The organism is Pedobacter sp. MC2016-24 (genome assembly GCF_015223055.1).
GTDB lineage: Bacteria > Bacteroidota > Bacteroidia > Sphingobacteriales > Sphingobacteriaceae > Pedobacter.
The window spans coordinates 88,267-107,814 of the sequence record NZ_JADFBX010000017.1; the positions used below are offsets into that span (position 1 = coordinate 88,267).

Here is a 19,548-nt window from a genome sequence, read left to right on the forward strand (position 1 = left end):
CACATTAACTCCATGTCAACAATTAAAAAATTAAGCATTCACGAGGATTGGGCGGTCGTCATCCTGGGTGGGTTAAGCATTGTCCTATCACTGTCCGGGATGCTATTTCCTGTGCCAGGCTTCAGCTGGACCAACACTTCAGATCTGTTCAGTAACGTGTTGTCATTCCGTAATTTTGAGCACATCATCATTCAGTTTATATTTACCATCTTTATCGCAATCTTAGGTGCGGTATTGACCGGAAAGTCTATCAAAAATGCATTATTTACTTTTCCCGCAGTATATGCACTGACCATTATTGCACTCATACTTGCTGGTAACAGCCAGGTGAAGTCTTTAAACCTCGAAGCGGTGATCTTCAGTCTGGGGATCGGCTTGTTCATCAGCAATTTTTTTAAACTGCCAGACTGGTTTAAATCTGCACTGTCTACCGAACTTTTTGTTAAGATCGGATTGGTGCTGCTGGGCACAACCGTCATTTTTGCCGATGTACTTAAAGCCGGTTCATTGGGACTCATTCAGGCATTGGTCGTCGTTTTGTCTGTTTGGTATTTTGCTTTCTGGTTATGTAAAAAGCTAAAGGTAGACGATGAACTGACCATGATGATTTCCAGTGCAGTTTCTATTTGTGGTGTATCTGCTGCCATCGCAACTTCAGGAGCCATTAAAGGCGATTCCAAAAAGCTTTCTTATGTCATTTCTATGGTACTCATCACCGCAATTCCGATGATGATCTTTATGCCTTACATTGCCCATTATTTCAATTTCCCACAGGCAGTTACCGGTGCCTGGCTTGGTGGCAGTATTGATACCACGGGTGCGGTGGTAGCCTCCGGCAGTTTGGTCGGAGAGGAAGCCCTGAAAATCAGTACCATCGTCAAGTTTTCACAGAATGTATTACTCGGTATCGCTGCATTTGCGATTTCTGTGTACTGGACTTATACCAAACATCCCGCGGGACAGGATAAAGCTACCAAACCTACACTCAAGGTAATCTGGGAACGCTTTCCAAAATTTGTAATCGGTTTTATCGCAGCATCCCTCTTGTTTTCATTTTTTATCAGTCCGGAAACCAATGCCCAGGTAAAAGGCAGCTTAAAGAACCTACAGGGATTATGGTTCGCCCTGGCATTTACCAGCATTGGTCTGGAGACCAATTTTAAAGAGCTTTTTGGCAAAAACAGTAAAACGCCATTTTATGCTTTCCTGATTGCACAGGGATTTAATGTCATCATCACCTTAATCATTGCTTTTCTGTTGTTCAGGAATCAGCAATAGAAGATACCCGAATGAAATTGCTTTGGGCACATTCTTTGTTTACATGGATATACTTTTTATCTTCAAAGAACCTAATAGACGCTTATGCAAACTACGCCGAAGGCCCTGATATATTCAATTCTCGACAACGACTTTTACAAAATCACGATGCAGCAGGGCGTAATTCGTTTATTCCCTGCTGCTAAGGCAAAATATAAGTTCATCAACCGTGGTAAACATGCTTTCCCGGAGGGCTTTTCTGCCGCACTTCGACAGGCGGTTAATGAAATGGCACTGCTCAAACTCAGTAAAGAAGAAAAACAATTTCTGAAGGTTACCTGTCCTTATCTGGATCCGGTATACCTGGATTTTTTAGCGGGTTACCGTTTCAATCCCGATGAAGTGCATATCGAACAAACGGGAGAAGAACTCATTGTACACATTGAAGGTTTATGGTACCGAACCATTTTATGGGAAGTTCCGCTGATGAGCCTGATCTGTGAACTTTTTTATACGATGAATCATGCAGAACGCATCAGCAATGAAGAGGTTGTGAACAGAACCCGGGAGAAAATTGAGAAATACCGGGAACTTGGCATCACCGTAGCAGAGTTCGGTACACGCAGGCGTCATTCATATCAGGTTCAACGCCTGGTATTACAGGCTTTAACGGATTATGGTGCGGGCTCTTTTATCGGTACCAGCAATGTACACCTGGCTATGTTGCACCAAACCAAGCCAATTGGCACCCACGCACATGAATGGTTTATGTTTCATGCTGCACAGTATGGTTTTAAAATGGCCAATGCCATGGGACTGGAGCATTGGGTGCAGGTGTATCGCGGTGATCTCGGAATCGCGCTGTCGGACACCTATACCACTGATGTATTCTTCCGGCAGTTTGATAAAATGTTCTCTAAACTCTTTGATGGTGTAAGACATGACAGTGGTGATCCCCTGGATTTTGCAGATCAGGTCATCGCACATTATGAACACATGGGCATAGATCCAAAAAGCAAGACCATCATCTTTTCTGATGGACTGGATTATGAAAAAGTTGCCCGCATAGCTAGGTACTGCCGTAATAGGGTTGGCATGTCATTTGGCATTGGTACCAATTTTACCAATGATGCCGGGCCCAAAGCTATGAACATCGTGATTAAAATGACCGAGGCACAACCTAAAGATGGTGAATGGACAGAAGTGGTAAAGCTATCTGACGAGCCGGGTAAACATACCGGTACCGAAGCCACCATCAAACTGGCAAAAGTTATTCTGAGTATTCCTCAACAAACTCAATAATTCTGTCTTACTTTGTTGCGCTTACCTGAATTGATCAAGGTTATGATTATTAGAAAGAACGAAAATTGGTTTAAAATGCTCTTCATCTGGAAGGGATCTGTATTGCCACAAATCCTTCCCCGTTTAATCCTGCTCTTCCTGTTATCTGTGGCCATTGTATTTCTGAAAGGTAAAATATTTGATTATAAAGTAGCACTCAACCCGGCACCTTTTACCATATTTGGCGTTGCGCTGGCCTTATTTCTGGGCTTTAGGAATACAGTGAGTTACGATCGGTTCTGGGAGGGCCGCAAACTATGGGGAGCTCTGCTTAACGATACGCGGTCGCTGGCACGGCAAGCGCTGACTTTAACTGCTTATCCGAAAGACAGCAAAGAGATTAAAACTTTCATCAATTACCTGATTGCTTTTACCTATGCTTTAAAACATCAGCTCAGGCATACAGATCCTGCAGCAGATCTCCAGAAAAGACTCGGCCCTGATTTGGCTGGTAGCTTGAAGTTAGCCAGGTTTAAACCCATCATGATCATGAAACAAATGGGATTATGGGTACAAGAGGCGCGTACAAAGGGGCATATCGATACCATTATACAAACTTCTTTTGATGAAAACTTCAATAAACTGTCAGACATTGTTGGGGGCTGTGAAAGAATTGCTTCAACGCCAATTCCATACACCTACCGGGTTTTGTTACACCGCACGGTATATTTGTATTGTTTTTTGTTACCTTTTGGTTTCGTTGACAGCCTGGGCTGGATAACCCCGTTTATTGTCATTTTCATTGCCTATACCTTTGTTGCCCTGGAAGCTATCGCAGATGAAATTGCTGATCCTTTTGGTACTGAGCCAAATGATTTGGCCTTAAATGCCATGAGTGAAATGATCGAGAGCACGCTTCTTGAACTGGCAGAACAGCCTTTGCCGGCAACAAATCAGTCTGCACACTGGTATTTGGATTAATCAGCTGTTTGCAATAATTTAAGCAAGCAAAGTAAAACTAATGTTGCTAAACATCTGCGCATAATTATTGTTTTACATTTGTTATCACATTAATACTTGAAAAATGACAACAGTAAAATCTTATGCTGCGCAAAGTGCAGAAAAACCATTGGCTCCCTTTCAACTTAATCGTCGCGAACCGGGAGCGGATGATGTCGAAATCAAGATCTTATATTGTGGCGTATGCCACTCCGATATCCACACCGCCAGAAATGAATGGGGTGGCACCATGTACCCGGTTGTGCCAGGTCATGAAATTGTAGGTAAAGTAACCCGTGTGGGACAAAATGTAAGCCGTTTTAAAATTGGCGATACGGTAGGTGTGGGTTGTTTTGTAGATTCTTGCGGACATTGCCAGAACTGCGAAGAACATCTTGAACAATACTGTGAAAATGGATCGTCACAAACCTATAATTCCCACTTACAAGACAAGAAAACCATCACTTACGGGGGTTATTCCTCACACATTGTCGTTACTCAGAAATTTGTATTGAGCGTATCTGATAAACTTCCTTTAGAAAAAGTTGCACCATTATTATGTGCTGGCATCACTACATATTCGCCTTTAAAACATTGGAACGTTAAAGCTGGCGATAAGGTTGCTGTAGTTGGACTAGGCGGATTAGGGCATATGGCCGTTAAAATTGCCGCATCTATGGGTGCCGAAGTTACCGTTTTAAGTCGCTCTAAAAGCAAGGAAAAGGATGCACAGGAATTGGGAGCGCATCATTTTGAGCTCACCACCGAAAAGGAAAATATGGACAGATTGAAAAGTAGCTTCAATTTCATTATCGACACCGTTTCGGCAGAGCACGATTACAATGACTATCTGGCCCTTCTGCGTACCAATGGTGTGATGGTACTCCTTGGGGTTCCACCTACACCATCGGCTGTATCTGCATCCCGTTTAATCGGTGGTCGCAGAAGTCTGGTTGGCTCGTTGGTTGGCGGTATTAAAGAAACTCAGGAAATGCTGGATTACTGTGCTGAACATAACATCACCTCTGACATAGAATTGATTAACATCGATCAGATCAACGAAGCTTATGAGCGCACCCTGACAGGTGATGTACATTATCGGTTTGTAATTGACATGGCATCATTAAATTAGCAGATACTTTTTATATAATTAGCAGAAATAAACAACATGGCTATTAACTTACAAAAAGGGCAGCGTGAAAACCTCAAAGCCCCTAAATTCACTATAGGATTAGGTTGGGATACCAACAGTTCATTAAGCGGGGCCGATTTTGACCTCGATGCATCTGTATTTATGCTGGGTGAGCATAAAAAATTGATTGCAGACGAATACTTTGTTTTTTACAACAATTTGAGCTCGCCTGACGGAGCACTGGTACATACCGGTGATAACCTGACCGGCGAAGGAGATGGGGATGACGAAGCAATCAATGTCGACCTGTCTATCGTTAACCCGCAAGTTTCTGAGCTTTGCATTGTGGTAACCATTCATGAAGCCAATAACAGAAGGCAAAACTTTGGTCAGGTCAAAAATTCATTCGTACGTATTGTTGATACCGATGGTGTCGAAATTATGAAATATGAGCTTGAAGAAGATTTTTCTATTGAAACTGCAGTCGAATTTGGCCGCATTTACAGACGCAATGGAGAATGGAAATTTGAAGCAGTAGGCGTTGGTATGCGAGGCGGCTTACAAGATTACGTCAATAAATACCAGTAGTTATACGATATGTCATCCTGAATTTATTTCAGGATGACATTATAGCATCGGATAATGTTAAGTACGATGATCCCATTGATGTTACACACTTTTATTTCTTGATTTCCAGATCATCCAGCGTTGGCTTAAAAGCCTGCAGCTTTTTCAATGCTGCGGTCATTTCATTTAGTTTTTGCTCGTCCCAGTATTCCCATTTCACTTCATCCAGATCATATACCTGTTCATACATCCGCAGTTGCTTGGTCATGCCGCCCGCAATCAGGTGGTAATAAGTTAAACTTTCAACCGGATATTTCAGGCTTTTCCAGGGTACCTGAGGATAATCTTTCATCACATTCTGGCTGATACCAGCAGTCGCAACAAAAGTGTCATTGGGATTTACCGTACCCAAAGCGCTGTTTTTTCCGGTATGCGAATTTGAGGTCGAAGAAGTGATATATTTGCCCGAATCCGTTTTTAAATAAACCGAACAGGTAAAGCGGTACAGGGTATCTTTGGAAAGATTTTTAAATTCAGCAAAAATTGTCGGCTCGCCATTGACCAGGTCAATTTTAAGCAATTTGCCCTTCAGCATGTCCAATTGCTTTTTTAGGGCAAGTTCCTGAGCTTTTCTGGCGGTTAAATCTACCATATCTTTTTTCAGTTCGTCAATTTTATGTTGATGGTCTGTCTTGATAAACTCTTCCGCCATTTCGGTCAGGTCTCCATAACTTTTGCCGCTTACCATTTGCCTTGTAATTTCATCAAAGGATTTGCCTTGGTCTGCAGCCGCGTCGTCAAACTTATGTTTCATGGCCGATGCGATAATAACCCGCATAGCTACATCAAATGTATTTTGTTCTTCTTTACTCAGCTTGTTTTTGATCTTTTCTGTCGAGGCCTTAAATGCGGCTTCAGAGCTGCCGTCAATTTTCTCAGCACAGCTGGCAAAAAATAAGAGCATTACGCCGCAAATCAGGGATAGTCTTTTCATAGGAATATGTATTTGGTTTATGGGTTAAACATGCTGATCGTGATCAGTGTTTTTTTGCTAAAAATATCATAATAATTCATGAAATCTATGGATGTGTGATTTTTTCAGTAACCAGATGTCATTCCTTAGTCAATAACTATAGTTCATCCCAGCTAATTGAATACCAGTAAAACAAATGATACATTTTTTCGTTTCATTAAGTAAGTGTATCAATTACACCTTTTATTGTAACATTTATACGCCAAGCGTAGATTAACAATAAAAAAGTATATATTTAAAATACATGTAAATCAAGATTATGAAAAAGTCAACATTTCAAAAAAATATAATCCTTTCATTGGCTGTGTTAACAGCAATCGTATCTATGATGATATTGATCACCGGTGGTGCTGAAATGAATTTGGCATTAACTTCCATTTTATACATGGCAGCAACGTTTAGCCTGGGTACAGTGGGCTTGATCAGCTTGATGCCTCCCGCAAAGAAATTACAACCGATCCGTGTAAAAAAATAACGGTGGGTTAAAAAAACAAAAATGAGCAATAATTCGTCTTGCAGACGAATGGAAAGATCTCTTGAATTTGGTATTCATGAGGTCTTTCTTTATTTTAAGCCACCTTAAATTGAAAAACAAACGATATTCTAATGAAAAGAAAAGTACTAACGCTTCTTAGGCCCTTATCTATCCTGGGCTTGCTTGCTGTATCTGCGGCAGGCTGTAGTGATCCCGAAACCGATGAGTTCCTGTTGGAACAAGATAAGAAAACACTGGCTCAAAACATCAATTACGAAAAAATCACTTTTTATAAATTTACCAAAATTGCCATTCGCTCCTCGGCGGTAAAGGATACCTTAAATCCGGATTACCTGTTATTTGCTGAAAAATCAGGCCATTTATTGCAGAGCCTGAGTAAGGTCAATGTCGATAGTGGTAAAAGTCCTGGTGTAATTGATGCTTTATTGATGTATAACGATTACCGTTCGGTCAAAAAATTTGTGAAGGAAACGGACGAAGATATTTTTCCCTTGCTCACAGAAGGCTTATCCGGTATGTATGGAGGTACAAGCGGACTAAAATTGAACACCTCGAAAGCAGACAAGATTTATTTGCAAAATTTAGAGCATGCGGTATTGAGTATGCTGGTGCTCACGACAAGGGATTTGGGAAAGGAGTTTGCTTTGTATGAATCTGGGAAAACGCAACCTGAACTCCTGGCCGATTCTGAAGAGAAAACATTGCTGGAATATGTACGTGGACTTTTATTCTTTAGCAACAAGCTTTATTATTTATCTGAGGACGGAATCAGCAGAAACATCACCTGGCTAAATAAAAATAAAGAAATTCCGTTACCATTGACCAAAGCTTTTTTTAACTGGGGTAAATTGAATGATGAACAGACCCATACAGCCTTTCTTGGTTTAAATTACGCATTTAGAGGTTTCGATCGCCTAATGATGGAACGGGAAATAGATGAAGCGCGCGCATTGGAAGATTTTGAAAACTTTTTGACCAGTATGCAGCATTTGGGAATTCAAAATGAGTTGATCTGGGCTACAGAGGCCTTTGTAGCCCTGAAAAAGGACAAGCCAGATCAGGCCATTGCTTCTTTAACCAAATTGAAAACAAGTCCCTTATGTAGCAATAGTGAAAAAGAAGCACTGGATCAGGCCATTGTTTATCTTCAGGACCGGAAACCTGCATCTGCCTTAAGCGGCGTATACGATAAAGTGTTTATTGGTAAAATCGCTTCCAGGTATATGCTTTCTGTCGCTGCAAAAATTGATTGGGAGGCTTTGTTGAAAAAGAACCAGGTACCGCACACCGAGACCTTTTTTGCTACGCTGCGCAGGTTCAGGGAGATATCCGATCAGGTAGCTGCCTATGGTAAACCATCAGCGATCTCAGCAGGTAAAAAAACGTTGGAAAAAGAAGGAAGTCATTTGCTGGAAAAGGCCAAAGGTTTGTTAAACTAATGAGCACAGGGCTAACTTTTGCTCAATCGCAGTTTGTAGTTTTGAATGATTCTAAATTATATTACCTTTGGGCAATCAAACAAAATTGCGTGCGAATATTTTCAGATTCTTCTAAAAAAACACTGAAAATTGATGAGGTAAGCTTTCTCCATCTATATGAGACCTATTGGAAAAAATTATACCACATGGCCTACAAATATGTAGGGGATGTGTATAAGGCTGAAGGTATGGTGCAGGAAGTATTTACCTCACTCTGGCAACGCAAAGATCAAATGGAACTGGAAGCAGATACTGTGGAAAATTACCTGGTCAGGGCAATTCGATTTCGGGTTTCCAGAGGCTATCAGGATGAACTTAGAAAAGCAAAAAAAATAGAGGAGCTTTATATCCGGCAAACTGAGACTGAAAATCAAACGGAACAGCAAGTGTTATATCGCTTTTTAAGATCAGAGGTCGATAAACTGGTTAGCCATTTGCCGGAACGTTGTAAAGCGGTATATGAGCTGAGCCGGAATAAAGGCTTAAACAACAGGGAGATTGCCGGAAACCTGCTGATTTCTGAAAAAACAGTAGAAAACCAATTGACCAAAGCCTTAAATTACATTAGAAAAGGTTTGAAAGAGTATCCGATTTAAACCAAATGAACAGGACACGTAGGGGGAAAGCTCAGTTCATGATAATTAATAGTAACCCTTTAAATAGATGAATCCAGAATTACTTAAAAAATGTTTATCAGGCGAAGCCAGCAATGCAGAAATGCGAGCCTATCACCATTGGCTTGAGGGGAGTACTGAGGAGGAATTTGATAAGGAATACGAGATTGAAGCTGAGGTGGAACAGCGACTATGGACCCACATTAAAGATGAGAATGCACAATTTGAGTTAAATCGTTTTAGAAAACGCTGGTTGGGTCGCATCGCTGTAGCAGCAACTTTAGTCATTGGCCTGTTTTGCCTTGGCTTATACAGTGTCGATAAACGCGATTCAACTAAAGAGATGGCGGTCAAGCACGATGGAAATGAAATTTTCCAGGAAAAAACTTTTCAAGGTTTGCGTTTCAGATTGGGTAACGATAGCGAAGCCTTGTTGAAAAATGCAGCAGACGACCGGGTTGCCATTCATTTTTCAGGAAACATGATGTTGAGTAATAAATCTGCCTACGACCAGTATACGGAAATTTCATATACCATGCCTGATGGTAAGCAAACTAAAAAAGAAGTCAATCTTAGAAAGGGACATACTTATTTTTTAGCTTATTATCCGTTTAAGTCGGAAAATCTGATGATAGTAGAAGAACGTGACCTGATGAATATGCCACCTGCTTTGGCTTTAAACATCACAAATGATTTTAACTATCTTTAACCCATGCTAAAATACCTGTCTGTTCTTACCTTATGCGGGGCTGTGATTACTTTGCTGTTTTTCACAGGCTGCAATAGGGCAGCATTGGAACCGGCTTTTGGTATCGTGGTGTACGACAGTATCAGAGACGCCAATCGTTTTATCCCGGCAGCCGACCTGCGTCAGGGACTTCTGGAAGGAAAGGGCGGTAATTTAAATGATGGAATTATGCTGACCAACAAAGGTGCTGATTTCTATTTTTTAAAATTTCCTGAACGGACATTACTGAAGTACAAAGCGGATGCCAATGGACTTCATTTAAAGCAAAAACTGAACATGCCTGACAACCATTTTGAGGCTTATTCAGGTTGGGTGGTCTGGACTGGCCCCAATAAGATGATGTTGGGGAGCAGGGAGCAGAAAGTGTTCTATTATACAGAGATTGATGTGGTGGCAATGAAGGTATTGCGAAGGGGAACAATGGATGTTCCGCCTCCGCCTGCAGAAAACTTAAACTATCCCTCGATATCGGTTCAGTTTGTACGCAATCAATTGCTGTTCTTTTATACTTTTCAGGAAGGATATATGCGCGCCCACATTACACCTGCAGGGGATTTCATGTATGCCGCGATATTTAATTATCCCGGGATGAAACGCATCAGGACTTATGAAGATGGGCGGACCACCTGGCCGGGAAGTTATGGCATCTGGATTACTAATGCGGTAGCCGATCAGGATACCGTGTACGTACTGGGGCAACCTGGAGGCCGGATGGCCGTACATCCCAGACTCAGGCCCGCCGTATTGCGTGTAAAGCCGGATGCGAAAGGATTTGATCCGGATTATTTCTTCGATTTAGGTGGACATAAAAATGAAGAGGTGTATTCGCTGCAGGCGGTAAAAAATGGATTGGCCATCACTAAAGTCGTGAATACAGATCTGGTCGCTAAATTTGACGATTACATTCAAAGCAAAACCAGCCATTACGAATTGCTTGACCTCAGAAATCGAAAACGCATCAAAATTCCCGGGCTTAAAATTGAGCTTGACTTCTTTAAAGATGTGGTTGCTGATGCTGACCTGGTATACCTGCCTGTCGATATGGATAATGGCAATACCAAATTCTGGATTTATAACTTAAGAACTGCTTCGCTTACTGAGGGGGCAGAAATTGTTGGGAAAATTATTCGCCTGGATAAAATATCTGATTCATTATAAGTTGTTTATAAATTATTTAAATTAATTCTAAATAATTGTAGGGGTAAGATCGCAGTTGTGATAATACTATTATGAAAGCACGACAATAAATCTGCTTGACCATAATAGAAAGGACGAGAACTGATGACATAACATTACCTGCCGTATTTCAAAAAAAGAGCCCGACAGTTCGCACCTGTCAGGCTCAGCCCAAAAAGGGTTTACTTCTAAATCGTATATCATCTAAAAGCAATGCAAATTAAGAAAATCTTGCTAATGGGCATACTATGTGCCTGTATATTTTGTGCGCAAGGACAGAAACTAAACAAAAGCAGCATCAAAGGACAGGTGTCTGATGATCAAAAAAAAGCCATCCCATACGCTACGGTGAAACTGGTTGCCGGGAACAAAACGGTGGCTACAGATCAGCAGGGCAATTATCATTTTACCGGCTTGTCGGCCGGAAGCTATATCATTCAAATCAGCGCAGTAGGCTTTAGAAAAACTGAACAGAAAATCGTCCTTAAAGAATCAGAAGCGCTTTCACTGAATTTCTCCTTGAAAGATTCACAGAACGAACTGAAAAATGTAGCCATCAATGGCAAAACAAAAGTGGCTAAGATTAAAGAATCCGGCTTTGCCGTAAATTCTATTGAGCTTAAACATTATGCAAATACTACCAATGACCTCAACCAGATTTTAAACAGGTCTTCGGGCATTAAAGTCCGTGAACAGGGAGGGCTAGGCTCTGATTTCCAGTTTATGATCAACGGTTTATCTGGTGGACACATCAAATTTTTTATCGATGGAATCCCACTCGAATCCTACGGAAGTGGGATGACACTGAACAATATCCCTGTAAACCTGGCAGAGCGCGTGGATGTATATAAGGGCGTTGTTCCTGCTTTTCTGGGCGCTGATGCCCTGGGCGGTGCGGTGAATATTGTCACGAAAAAGAACAAAGGAAAATCATTGGATGTAAGCTATAGCCTGGGTTCATTCAACACCCACAGAGCTGCGCTGACAGGAAGTTTCACAGATAAAAAGACAGGAATTACTACAAATGTCAATTCCTACTATAACTTTTCCGACAACAACTACTACATGTATAACAATCCGGAAGCGAATGTGAAGTTGCGTGTACCTACCGAAGACCTGAAAGACTACATTAACCTGGACAAAATACGTCGTTTTCACGATGGATACGAAGCCTACATGGGACAGATCGAATCCGGTGTAAACGGGAAAAAATGGGCCGATGTTTTGGTTGTTGGCCTGACCTACACCAATAATTTTAAAGAGCGGCAGACCGGTGCAAATCAGGAACGCGTCATTGGTAAAATAACAGAAAAAGGGAATAACCTGATCCCTTCCATTCGTTACCGTAAAGAAAATTTATTCATCAAAGGCTTATCCGCTAGTGTATTTGCTAATTTTTCAGCGAATAAAAACATTGTGACCGATACCGCAGGTGCCATGTATGCCTGGGACGGTAGGGCAATTCCGAGAACAGGTCTCAACGTAAATATGGGCAGTGAATTGTCTGGCGAAAAGAAATCGATCAGTCATCTAACGGGCCACAATGCACTGGCACAACTGAATTTGGGCTATGCCATCAATGAGAACCATACTTTTAGTTTAAACCATAATTACAACAGGGCATATAGAGAAAGTTATAATGAGATTGATCCTTATGACCAGACTTTCGACCGGTCAAATGCACTGAATAAAAACATTACAGGTCTGAGCTATCAACAATCATTATGGAGTGGCAGATTAAGTAACAATATTTTTGGCAAGTCCTATCATCTGAGCGGAGAGGTTTACGATGAAAACGACGTTCCTTCAAAACAGAATAAACAATATTACGGATATGGAATTGCTTCCAGCTATAAGCTAACCGAGAACATCGGCGTTAAAGCGTCATTTGAACATGCCTATCGTTTACCCTCACTGATAGAGCTTTACGGAAACCGGGTAGAAATTCTCGGCAATCCCAACCTCAAGCCCGAAAGCAGTGACAATTATAATCTGGGACTTTTTTTCAATAAAACGATAGGTAAAGGCAGATTCTGGGCTGAAGCTTCTACTTATTACCGCGATGCCAATGATTTTATTACCTCTACACCATCTTCTGCCGGTAGTGATGGCAGTTACTCCCAATCGTTTAATGCAGATGGTATCATTGTAAATGGTCTTGATGCGGAACTGCGCTATGAGTATGACAGGCTTTTCTCTGTCATCGTCAACATGACTTATCAAAATGCAGTAAACAGACAAAAATATGCAAGGGGTACCACAAGGGAAGATAGCCGCTACTTAAGCCGTATCCCCAATCAGCCATGGCTTTACGGAAACTTTGATTTCAACATTGGCAAGGACAATATGATTGGGAAGAATACCAGACTACAGTTCAACTGGTACACACAATTTGTGAATGATTATTCGACCGACTGGTCCAAACTGGGCAGTCCGGAAAGCAATACTTACATCCCACGTCAGTGGATCCAGAATGCAACCCTTACTTACTCCATGGAATCCGGAAAATACAATGTCTCGCTGGAAAGCAGAAACCTGACCAATAGGATTGCATATGATCAGTTTAAATTGCAAAAACCGGGCAGGTCGTTCTTCATTAAATTACGTTACGCCATTCAACAAAATTAATTCATCAATACAAATCATATGTTTAATCAATTACAAAGAAGACTATTAGTCTTAACAACTGTTATTGCGTTGACTTTCAGCTTCAGCGCATGCAAAAAAAACAGCGAACCTTCTGATAACAAACAAACTCCAAACGGTGAGTATGCAGTTATTTACACCGTAGGACAAAGCAATTACCTGCTGAACATCAGCGATCTGACTTCTGGTACCATTGGTATTGTAGGGAAGGGTGTAAATGTATCCAATATCTTTACCTGGGGTGAGAACGTGATCCAGAAAGGTCGTAATTTCTATCACCTGGATCCGAATGAAGGTAAATTCGGTAAATATCTGTTTGAAAATGAAAAATTAACCACAGTAAAAGAATTTCCTTTTTCTTCTTTTCCAAGTCCGTATTTAGGATGGCATGTATGGCTGGATGAAAATCAGCTCATGTTTGGCCCAAGGAGCAGTAATTTGTATGCCATAGTAAACACCGCTACGATGACGCTAGTGAAATCCGGCGAATTTGATAAAACATCTATTCCTGCAGATCATTCCAGAAGGGTATTTTCGGTAACACCAAGAAACGGTAAATTGTTAATCGGATATGGTTTGTACAACGATAAGACGCTGGTACACTATGACAGATCTTACCTGGCTACATTGGATTATCCAAGTCTGACCAATTTTAAGGTGACCAGTGAAGATGAGCGCTCGGCACCACTGGGTACACTTAGAAATGGCTATTTCAGCCAGTTCACCGAAGGTGGATATACTTACCTGTTGACCAATCCTATGCCAATGCTGGGTGGTGGTAAACCGAATATGCCTACAGGGTTTTTCAGGGTAAAAGATGACAGTGAGCAACTGGATCAGAATTATTTCTTCAACGTATCTGCAAAACAAGATAAGGACAACCAATTGGGTGTGTGTTATCTGGGCAACGGAAAAGTATTGATGATCAATGCTCATGACGCTGCAAACAAAGTGAAAACGAAAGATGACTGGTGGTATGCTTCGATGTGGGAATACCTGATTGTGGATATCAATACGCAACAAGTGGTTAGAAAACTTAATTTCCCTCCTTTATTAAACTCGCGCTCAGCAGTTGTGCATGATGGAAAGGCTTACATCGCTGTAAATGACGCTACCGCTGACGCAATTTATGTGTGGGAATATGATCCGATTGCAGATACGCTCAAAAAGGGCCTGAAAATCGAAGGCGGAAGTGACAATACACCAATTCTTTATAAATTAAACTAACAATGGCTCAATAATCACTAAAGGGCAGCCGTCGTGCTGCCTCTTTAGCTTATTCTAAATGATGAAATCCAAATTATCCAAAATAAATGCCTGGCTGCACTTATGGCTGGGAATAGGTTCCGGTATCATTGTCTTTATCATCAGCATTACAGGCTGCATTTTAGTCTTTGAGCATGAAGTTAAAGACCTGATGAATGCCAATCTGAATGTGGTGGCGCAGCATGAAGATAAACTGCTTCCGCCGTCGGTAATCCACCAGGCAGTAACCAAGGCTATTCCGGGTAAGGAGATCCATTCTATGTGGTATCACGGGCTGGAAAAGACCATTGCTGTAAGCATGAATTCGGATTCTACTGTATTTGTCAATCCATATACTGCTGAAATTGTTGCTTTTAAGGATCATGAAGATTTCTTCCACGAAGTAGATGAGCTGCATAGAAACCTGATGCTGGGAAGAAAAATAGGTAAGCCCATTGTGGGCTGGTCTACCTTTATATTTTTCTTCCTGCTCATCAGTGGGCTGATTTTGTGGTGGCCAAAACGCTGGAACAAAAGCAACCGCCATAAGAGTTTCAAGATCAAATGGAAGGCAAAGTTTAAACGGGTCAATTACGATTTGCACAATGTATTGGGCTTTTATACTTTGCTTATTGCTTTATTGATGGCCATCACTGGATTGGTCATGAGCTTCTCCTGGTTTTCCAGAACAGTATATTGGGCAACTGGTGGGGAATATAAAGAAGGCGGCAGGGGGAGACAGCCTAAAATGGTAGTTGCTCCATCCACTGATCCGGCCCTGGTCATTGCCGATAATATCTGGTACAAGGTGCGCAATGAAATTGCAAAACACAATAAAAACGATGTGATTGTCAGTATCCCTGAAGCACCTGACGAACTTATTTATGCTTGTACAGATATGTTCTCTGGTTTTTGGCGCGATCTCTATTTTGAGCCAGCTACACTGGAGCTCTCGGCAAGAAGCGGTAAAAGTCTGGAAGATCTGTCCTTTCCGGATCAGGTACGCAAACTGAATTATTCCCTGCATGTGGGGGCGAGTTTAGGCCTGACCAGCAAAATCATTTATTTTATATGCAGTCTGGTTTGTGCCAGTTTACCAATTACCGGGTTTTATATCTGGTGGGGTAAGAAAAAGAAAACGAAGAAGAAAAATAATCCAAGCATACAAGCTGTAATATGAAGTTCAATATCATAGTCCTGAGTTTTTTAGCCTTTTGCCTGCAGGTACATGGGCAAAACACACATCGTGTAACCGGTCGGTTGGTTGATGTTCAAAATCAACCGGTAAGCTATGCCGCTATCTATCTTTTTTTTGAAACCGATTCTGTTCATAAAAAAGCAGTGCAAAGCGATAGCCTGGGTTATTTCCATTTGGCTGCAACGCAAAAAGGAAAATACCACATCCAGGTACGCTATATCGGCTATCAGAGTTACAAGAGCAGTTTTTTTGAATTGAATGACGCAGGTTCAATCTTTTCTATTGGCAATATTCAATTGAAAGAAGATAGCCGTGCTTTAAATACCGTAGAAATTGCGGGTAATAAACCGCTGATTGTTCAGGGGCTAGATAAAATGGTCATCAACGTTGAAAACAGCGTGCTCAGTCAGGGAAGTAATGCCTTGGAACTTTTAGCAAAAGCACCTGGAGTATCGGTTAATGAAAGTGGGGCCATTAGTCTAAAAGGCAGGTCCGGAACTACCATCATGATCAATGGAAAGCTGACTTATTTGTCCGAAAACCAATTGTCTAATTTACTGAAAAGCACGACTTCAAATGACATCTCTAAAATTGAGATTATGGCCAATCCATCATCCAGATATGATGCTGCCGGAAAAGGTGGGATCATCAATATGGTGATGAAGAAAAGTCTTAAAACGGGTTTAAACGGCACCTTAACAGGTAATGGTGGTGTCGGACGGGCAGCCCGGTTAGGCGGTGGTGGCTCTTTAAATTATAAAAATGAGCAGTTCAATATTTTTGGAAGCTACAATTACTTTTACCAGGATTTGAAATATACCAATGCTGCCGATCGTCAGTTTTTCACAACACAAGGTGAACTCGCTTATCAAAGTGTTCAGCAAAGTAGGGAGACTGCAAAATTGCGCTCCCAAAATTTCAGAGCGGGTATAGATTGGTTCCTCGATGAAAAGAATACGCTTGGCTTTTTGATTAACGGGGGTATTGGTAAATACCCCTCCGTACAACATACACAGAATTTACGATCAGATGCTCAACACAACCCCATTTGGGATGCGAGAACTGTAAATACAGGTAAGGAACGCTGGGAAGACATGTTGTATAACCTGAATTATCAGCACCGCTTCAATGATCAGGGGCATGAACTTAATTTTGACCTCGATTATGTCAGCCACTTTTCCAAAATGGATCAGCATCTGGATACACGTTATATTGCTGAACCTGGTTTGACAAGCAGGGCAAACACTTCGAGAAGGGGAGACTTGCCCTCCAATAACGACATTTATGTAGGTAAATTGGACTATACGCTCCCATTAGGCAAACTCGGAAAGTTAGAAGCCGGATGGAAAGGAAGTTATGTGAGAACGGAAAATAACCTGAAATATGATACTTTGCAGAATGAAGTCTTTGTTTCGGATCAGGAAGCCAGGAATCATTTTATCTATAAAGAACAGATACAGGCTGGCTACCTTAACCTAAAGAGGAACTTTGGTAAGTTTAGTGTACAAGCCGGATTAAGAGTAGAATATACGCATACCGAAGGACATCAGGTAACGACAGATTCCTTGGTGAGCCGCAATTATACCAAGTTGTTTCCGAGCCTGTTCCTGGGGCAGGAACTCAACGAAGAACACAAGATGCAATTGGGATATAGCAGGCGTATTGAAAGGCCCGGATATTGGGACTTAAATCCTTTTAGGATATATGACGATCCTTTTAGTTATTCGGAGGGTAATCCTTATTTGCAACCTGCATTGGTCAACGCTTTTGAATTGGGCTATAGCTACCTGTCTAAATATCACCTGACATTTAGCTTTAACCGGACCAGCGATGTAATCAGTAATGTTGTTGGCGTGTCTCCTGATGGAAACTTAAGTGTAGAACGCGCCGAAAACCTGGCAACATTCAACAATTACGGAATGAGTCTGACCGGTAAGGTCAATTACAATAACTGGTGGAGCAGCACACAGTTTTTAAATTTATTTAACAATGATTTCGCAGTTGAAGAACAAGGTGTAAAGCGCCATTTCAAAGGGGCAACACTGACATTTGACAGTCAGCATACCTTTAAAATGGGTAAAGGCTGGAAAGGGGAATTGAACGGATTGTACAAATCAAACGAACGGTCAGGAGTGTTTAAAACCAAAGCCTATTACGTAATCTCGACCGGTGTCCAAAAAGAATTGATGGAAGGCAGAGCCAATGTGAGTGTCTTGGTAAACGATATCTTTAAAAGTAAACAATACAAGCACTATGCAAATTACGGTGGCATGGTTACCCGTAACCTGTACAGACCAGATAGTCGTTCCATCCTCCTGAGTTTCAGCTACCGGTTTGGTGGCGATGCCAATGCGGTAAAAACAAGAAGTACCGGAAGCGAAGATTTAAAAGGTAGGCTGAAGTAATATGAGTGATGATTATTTATATAAAGAATACGCATTTATCAGTATCGATGACTTATGGGTGAAATTGAGAAATCAGGATATAAAGATTAGCATCTCCAGTGTGCAGCTCATTCTGAACAGGTTTTATAGCTGTGGCATCCTGGATAAGCAGGTTGGTGAGGAAAAGAAAGCCCTATTTGGTTTGTTGCGTTGACAGCATTTGTAAAAAAATGTGATTAGACAGACCAAAAAAAGTCTGAATCTACTATATTTGCAAACATTGAGTTAAACGAAGCGAATATCCTATGTGTAGAAAAATAACAAGTATCTTTATCCTGATGGCTTTTTTGCTGGTGAAAGGTACTTCGTTATGTATTACTGATCAGGATAAACATGCGCTAAGTTATTTTACTTCAGATCAGGAATCTGAAGAAAAGCCTGCAGGTGACAAGTCCGGCAAGTGCATTGAATTTCACGATGATGACTTTCTTCCAAATTATGCATTTGAGCTGCTTCCTTTTGAAAGTGCCAAAAGAATCAATCACGACGCGGCGCTTCAGTTGATGCCCATTTATATTTCGTCGGTTAATCCGCCTCCCGACTGTATCGCATTAGTAGGATAAACCTCTTGTATACGCCTGATTTCATCAGCGTAAATCATTAGCCTTTCAGGCTCTTTGTTCAATTATATATTTTAATGTTATGGAATACACTTTGATATTCAAAGCTGCTGTGCCTGCCATTATATTGGCTTGTGCATCATTAAGCGTTAATGCTCAGAAAATTGATGAGCAAAAACTCAAATTAAACGTCAGTAAGATTTCTAATCCACTGCAACAGTTACAACATTTAGATCCAGTTACTTTTAGTTACAATCAGGATCAATACAAAGCTTTAAAGTTGCCTGATGGCAACCAATATGGCTTTTTAGCGAGTAATTTGCAGTCGCAATATCCTGGTATGGTTTACGAGGCTTCTAAAATCTATAACGCCGGAAAAAACAATTCCAGGGTAGCCAAGTACGACGAAGTAAGATCACAGGACTTAATTCCTGTACTTGTTGCTGCTGTAAAAGAGCAACAGGCAGAAATAGAAAGTCTCAAAAAAGAATTGATGCTCTTAAAAGAGCGTTCAAAATAATAGTTTTTTTAGTTTTAGTGTTTTGAAAGAAAGGCCATCTTCGGATGGCTTTTTATCGTTTGATAAAAGCTGTATTTGTCCAACCGTTTTTGCAAAGGTTCCAGCTTACCCGACCTGGCCAGATAAGTGATGAGCAAGGCAATCAACATCTAGC

The 19,548-nt window shown here is 41.2% G+C and carries 18 protein-coding genes; 17 read left to right on the top strand and 1 reads right to left on the bottom strand.

From position 1 onward, the window contains the following. The first annotated feature begins 12 nt into the window (after window positions 1-12). From IM797_RS24785 to IM797_RS24805, 5 genes are all read left to right on the top strand, one after another. Window positions 13-1,278, top strand: a complete 1,266-nt coding sequence (locus IM797_RS24785; protein ID WP_194129912.1) for a YeiH family protein — start codon at window positions 13-15, stop codon at window positions 1,276-1,278. 84 nt (window positions 1,279-1,362) lie between these two features. Next, window positions 1,363-2,559 (top strand): nicotinate phosphoribosyltransferase, encoded by a 1,197-nt coding sequence (pncB, locus tag IM797_RS24790; RefSeq protein ID WP_194129913.1) that lies wholly within the window; start codon window positions 1,363-1,365, stop codon window positions 2,557-2,559. Between the two features lie 42 nt (window positions 2,560-2,601). Next, window positions 2,602-3,519: a bestrophin family protein gene (locus IM797_RS24795; protein WP_194129914.1), complete on the top strand. Its 918-nt coding sequence runs from the start codon at window positions 2,602-2,604 to the stop codon at window positions 3,517-3,519. A gap of 103 nt (window positions 3,520-3,622) precedes the next feature. Next, window positions 3,623-4,669, top strand: a complete 1,047-nt coding sequence (locus tag IM797_RS24800) for an NAD(P)-dependent alcohol dehydrogenase (protein ID WP_194129915.1) — start codon at window positions 3,623-3,625, stop codon at window positions 4,667-4,669. A gap of 36 nt (window positions 4,670-4,705) precedes the next feature. After that, window positions 4,706-5,257: a TerD family protein gene (locus IM797_RS24805; RefSeq protein WP_194129916.1), complete on the top strand. Its 552-nt coding sequence runs from the start codon at window positions 4,706-4,708 to the stop codon at window positions 5,255-5,257. Window positions 5,258-5,348: 91 nt separating this feature from the next. Here the strand turns inward: IM797_RS24805 and IM797_RS24810 are convergent, their stop codons facing one another. Then, a complete protein-coding gene (locus IM797_RS24810; RefSeq protein WP_194129917.1) occupies window positions 5,349-6,230 on the bottom strand; it encodes a DUF6694 family lipoprotein in 882 nt (293 codons plus the stop codon). 298 nt (window positions 6,231-6,528) lie between these two features. On the opposite strand from IM797_RS24810, the gene IM797_RS24815 reads away from it, so the two are divergent. The 12 genes from IM797_RS24815 to IM797_RS24870 all read left to right on the top strand — a co-directional run bounded on the left by IM797_RS24815 (window position 6,529) and on the right by IM797_RS24870 (window position 19,394). Continuing rightward, window positions 6,529-6,744, top strand: a complete 216-nt coding sequence (locus tag IM797_RS24815; RefSeq protein ID WP_194129918.1) for a hypothetical protein — start codon at window positions 6,529-6,531, stop codon at window positions 6,742-6,744. Between the two features lie 131 nt (window positions 6,745-6,875). Beyond that, window positions 6,876-8,204, top strand: coding sequence for a short-chain dehydrogenase (locus IM797_RS24820; RefSeq protein WP_194129919.1), 1,329 nt, complete (start codon window positions 6,876-6,878; stop codon window positions 8,202-8,204). After that, window positions 8,204-8,839, top strand: coding sequence for an RNA polymerase sigma-70 factor (locus IM797_RS24825; protein ID WP_194129920.1), 636 nt, complete (start codon window positions 8,204-8,206; stop codon window positions 8,837-8,839). Before IM797_RS24820 ends, IM797_RS24825 begins: the two co-directional genes overlap by 1 nt. Before the next feature lie 67 nt (window positions 8,840-8,906). Then, window positions 8,907-9,566 (top strand): hypothetical protein, encoded by a 660-nt coding sequence (locus IM797_RS24830; protein ID WP_194129921.1) that lies wholly within the window; start codon window positions 8,907-8,909, stop codon window positions 9,564-9,566. Window positions 9,567-9,569: 3 nt separating this feature from the next. Further along, a complete protein-coding gene (locus tag IM797_RS24835; protein ID WP_194129922.1) occupies window positions 9,570-10,763 on the top strand; it encodes a hypothetical protein in 1,194 nt (397 codons plus the stop codon). 255 nt (window positions 10,764-11,018) lie between these two features. Then, window positions 11,019-13,409, top strand: coding sequence for a TonB-dependent receptor (locus IM797_RS24840; protein ID WP_194129923.1), 2,391 nt, complete (start codon window positions 11,019-11,021; stop codon window positions 13,407-13,409). 18 nt (window positions 13,410-13,427) lie between these two features. Then, entirely contained in the window at window positions 13,428-14,654 is a 1,227-nt protein-coding gene (locus IM797_RS24845; RefSeq protein WP_194129924.1) for a DUF4374 domain-containing protein, read from the top strand. 58 nt (window positions 14,655-14,712) lie between these two features. Continuing rightward, window positions 14,713-15,852 carry a PepSY domain-containing protein gene (locus IM797_RS24850; RefSeq protein WP_228099108.1) on the top strand — a complete coding sequence of 380 codons (1,140 nt, stop codon included), beginning with the start codon at window positions 14,713-14,715 and terminating at the stop codon, window positions 15,850-15,852. Beyond that, complete coding sequence (locus IM797_RS24855) at window positions 15,849-18,275, top strand: TonB-dependent receptor (protein WP_194129925.1); 2,427 nt, start codon at window positions 15,849-15,851, stop codon at window positions 18,273-18,275. Before IM797_RS24850 ends, IM797_RS24855 begins: the two co-directional genes overlap by 4 nt. A 1-nt stretch (window position 18,276) precedes the next feature. After that, complete coding sequence (locus IM797_RS24860; protein ID WP_194129926.1) at window positions 18,277-18,468, top strand: hypothetical protein; 192 nt, start codon at window positions 18,277-18,279, stop codon at window positions 18,466-18,468. 91 nt (window positions 18,469-18,559) lie between these two features. Then, window positions 18,560-18,877, top strand: coding sequence for a hypothetical protein (locus tag IM797_RS24865; RefSeq protein ID WP_194129927.1), 318 nt, complete (start codon window positions 18,560-18,562; stop codon window positions 18,875-18,877). 79 nt (window positions 18,878-18,956) lie between these two features. Continuing rightward, window positions 18,957-19,394: a tail fiber domain-containing protein gene (locus IM797_RS24870; RefSeq protein ID WP_194129928.1), complete on the top strand. Its 438-nt coding sequence runs from the start codon at window positions 18,957-18,959 to the stop codon at window positions 19,392-19,394. Window positions 19,395-19,548: the final 154 nt, after the last annotated feature.

What these genes read in the sequence shown, in the direction of transcription:
- IM797_RS24785 (WP_194129912.1), top strand. Translation starts at nt 13, where the DNA reads ATGTCAACAATTAAAAAATTAAGCATTCACGAGGATTGGGCGGTCGTC.
- pncB (WP_194129913.1), top strand. Translation starts at nt 1,363, where the DNA reads ATGCAAACTACGCCGAAGGCCCTGATATATTCAATTCTCGACAACGAC.
- IM797_RS24795 (WP_194129914.1), top strand. Translation starts at nt 2,602, where the DNA reads ATGATTATTAGAAAGAACGAAAATTGGTTTAAAATGCTCTTCATCTGG.
- IM797_RS24800 (WP_194129915.1), top strand. Translation starts at nt 3,623, where the DNA reads ATGACAACAGTAAAATCTTATGCTGCGCAAAGTGCAGAAAAACCATTG.
- IM797_RS24805 (WP_194129916.1), top strand. Translation starts at nt 4,706, where the DNA reads ATGGCTATTAACTTACAAAAAGGGCAGCGTGAAAACCTCAAAGCCCCT.
- IM797_RS24810 (WP_194129917.1), bottom strand. Translation starts at nt 6,230, where the DNA reads ATGAAAAGACTATCCCTGATTTGCGGCGTAATGCTCTTATTTTTTGCC.
- IM797_RS24815 (WP_194129918.1), top strand. Translation starts at nt 6,529, where the DNA reads ATGAAAAAGTCAACATTTCAAAAAAATATAATCCTTTCATTGGCTGTG.
- IM797_RS24820 (WP_194129919.1), top strand. Translation starts at nt 6,876, where the DNA reads ATGAAAAGAAAAGTACTAACGCTTCTTAGGCCCTTATCTATCCTGGGC.
- IM797_RS24825 (WP_194129920.1), top strand. Translation starts at nt 8,204, where the DNA reads ATGAGCACAGGGCTAACTTTTGCTCAATCGCAGTTTGTAGTTTTGAAT.
- IM797_RS24830 (WP_194129921.1), top strand. Translation starts at nt 8,907, where the DNA reads ATGAATCCAGAATTACTTAAAAAATGTTTATCAGGCGAAGCCAGCAAT.
- IM797_RS24835 (WP_194129922.1), top strand. Translation starts at nt 9,570, where the DNA reads ATGCTAAAATACCTGTCTGTTCTTACCTTATGCGGGGCTGTGATTACT.
- IM797_RS24840 (WP_194129923.1), top strand. Translation starts at nt 11,019, where the DNA reads ATGGGCATACTATGTGCCTGTATATTTTGTGCGCAAGGACAGAAACTA.
- IM797_RS24845 (WP_194129924.1), top strand. Translation starts at nt 13,428, where the DNA reads ATGTTTAATCAATTACAAAGAAGACTATTAGTCTTAACAACTGTTATT.
- IM797_RS24850 (WP_228099108.1), top strand. Translation starts at nt 14,713, where the DNA reads ATGATGAAATCCAAATTATCCAAAATAAATGCCTGGCTGCACTTATGG.
- IM797_RS24855 (WP_194129925.1), top strand. Translation starts at nt 15,849, where the DNA reads ATGAAGTTCAATATCATAGTCCTGAGTTTTTTAGCCTTTTGCCTGCAG.
- IM797_RS24860 (WP_194129926.1), top strand. Translation starts at nt 18,277, where the DNA reads ATGAGTGATGATTATTTATATAAAGAATACGCATTTATCAGTATCGAT.
- IM797_RS24865 (WP_194129927.1), top strand. Translation starts at nt 18,560, where the DNA reads ATGTGTAGAAAAATAACAAGTATCTTTATCCTGATGGCTTTTTTGCTG.
- IM797_RS24870 (WP_194129928.1), top strand. Translation starts at nt 18,957, where the DNA reads ATGGAATACACTTTGATATTCAAAGCTGCTGTGCCTGCCATTATATTG.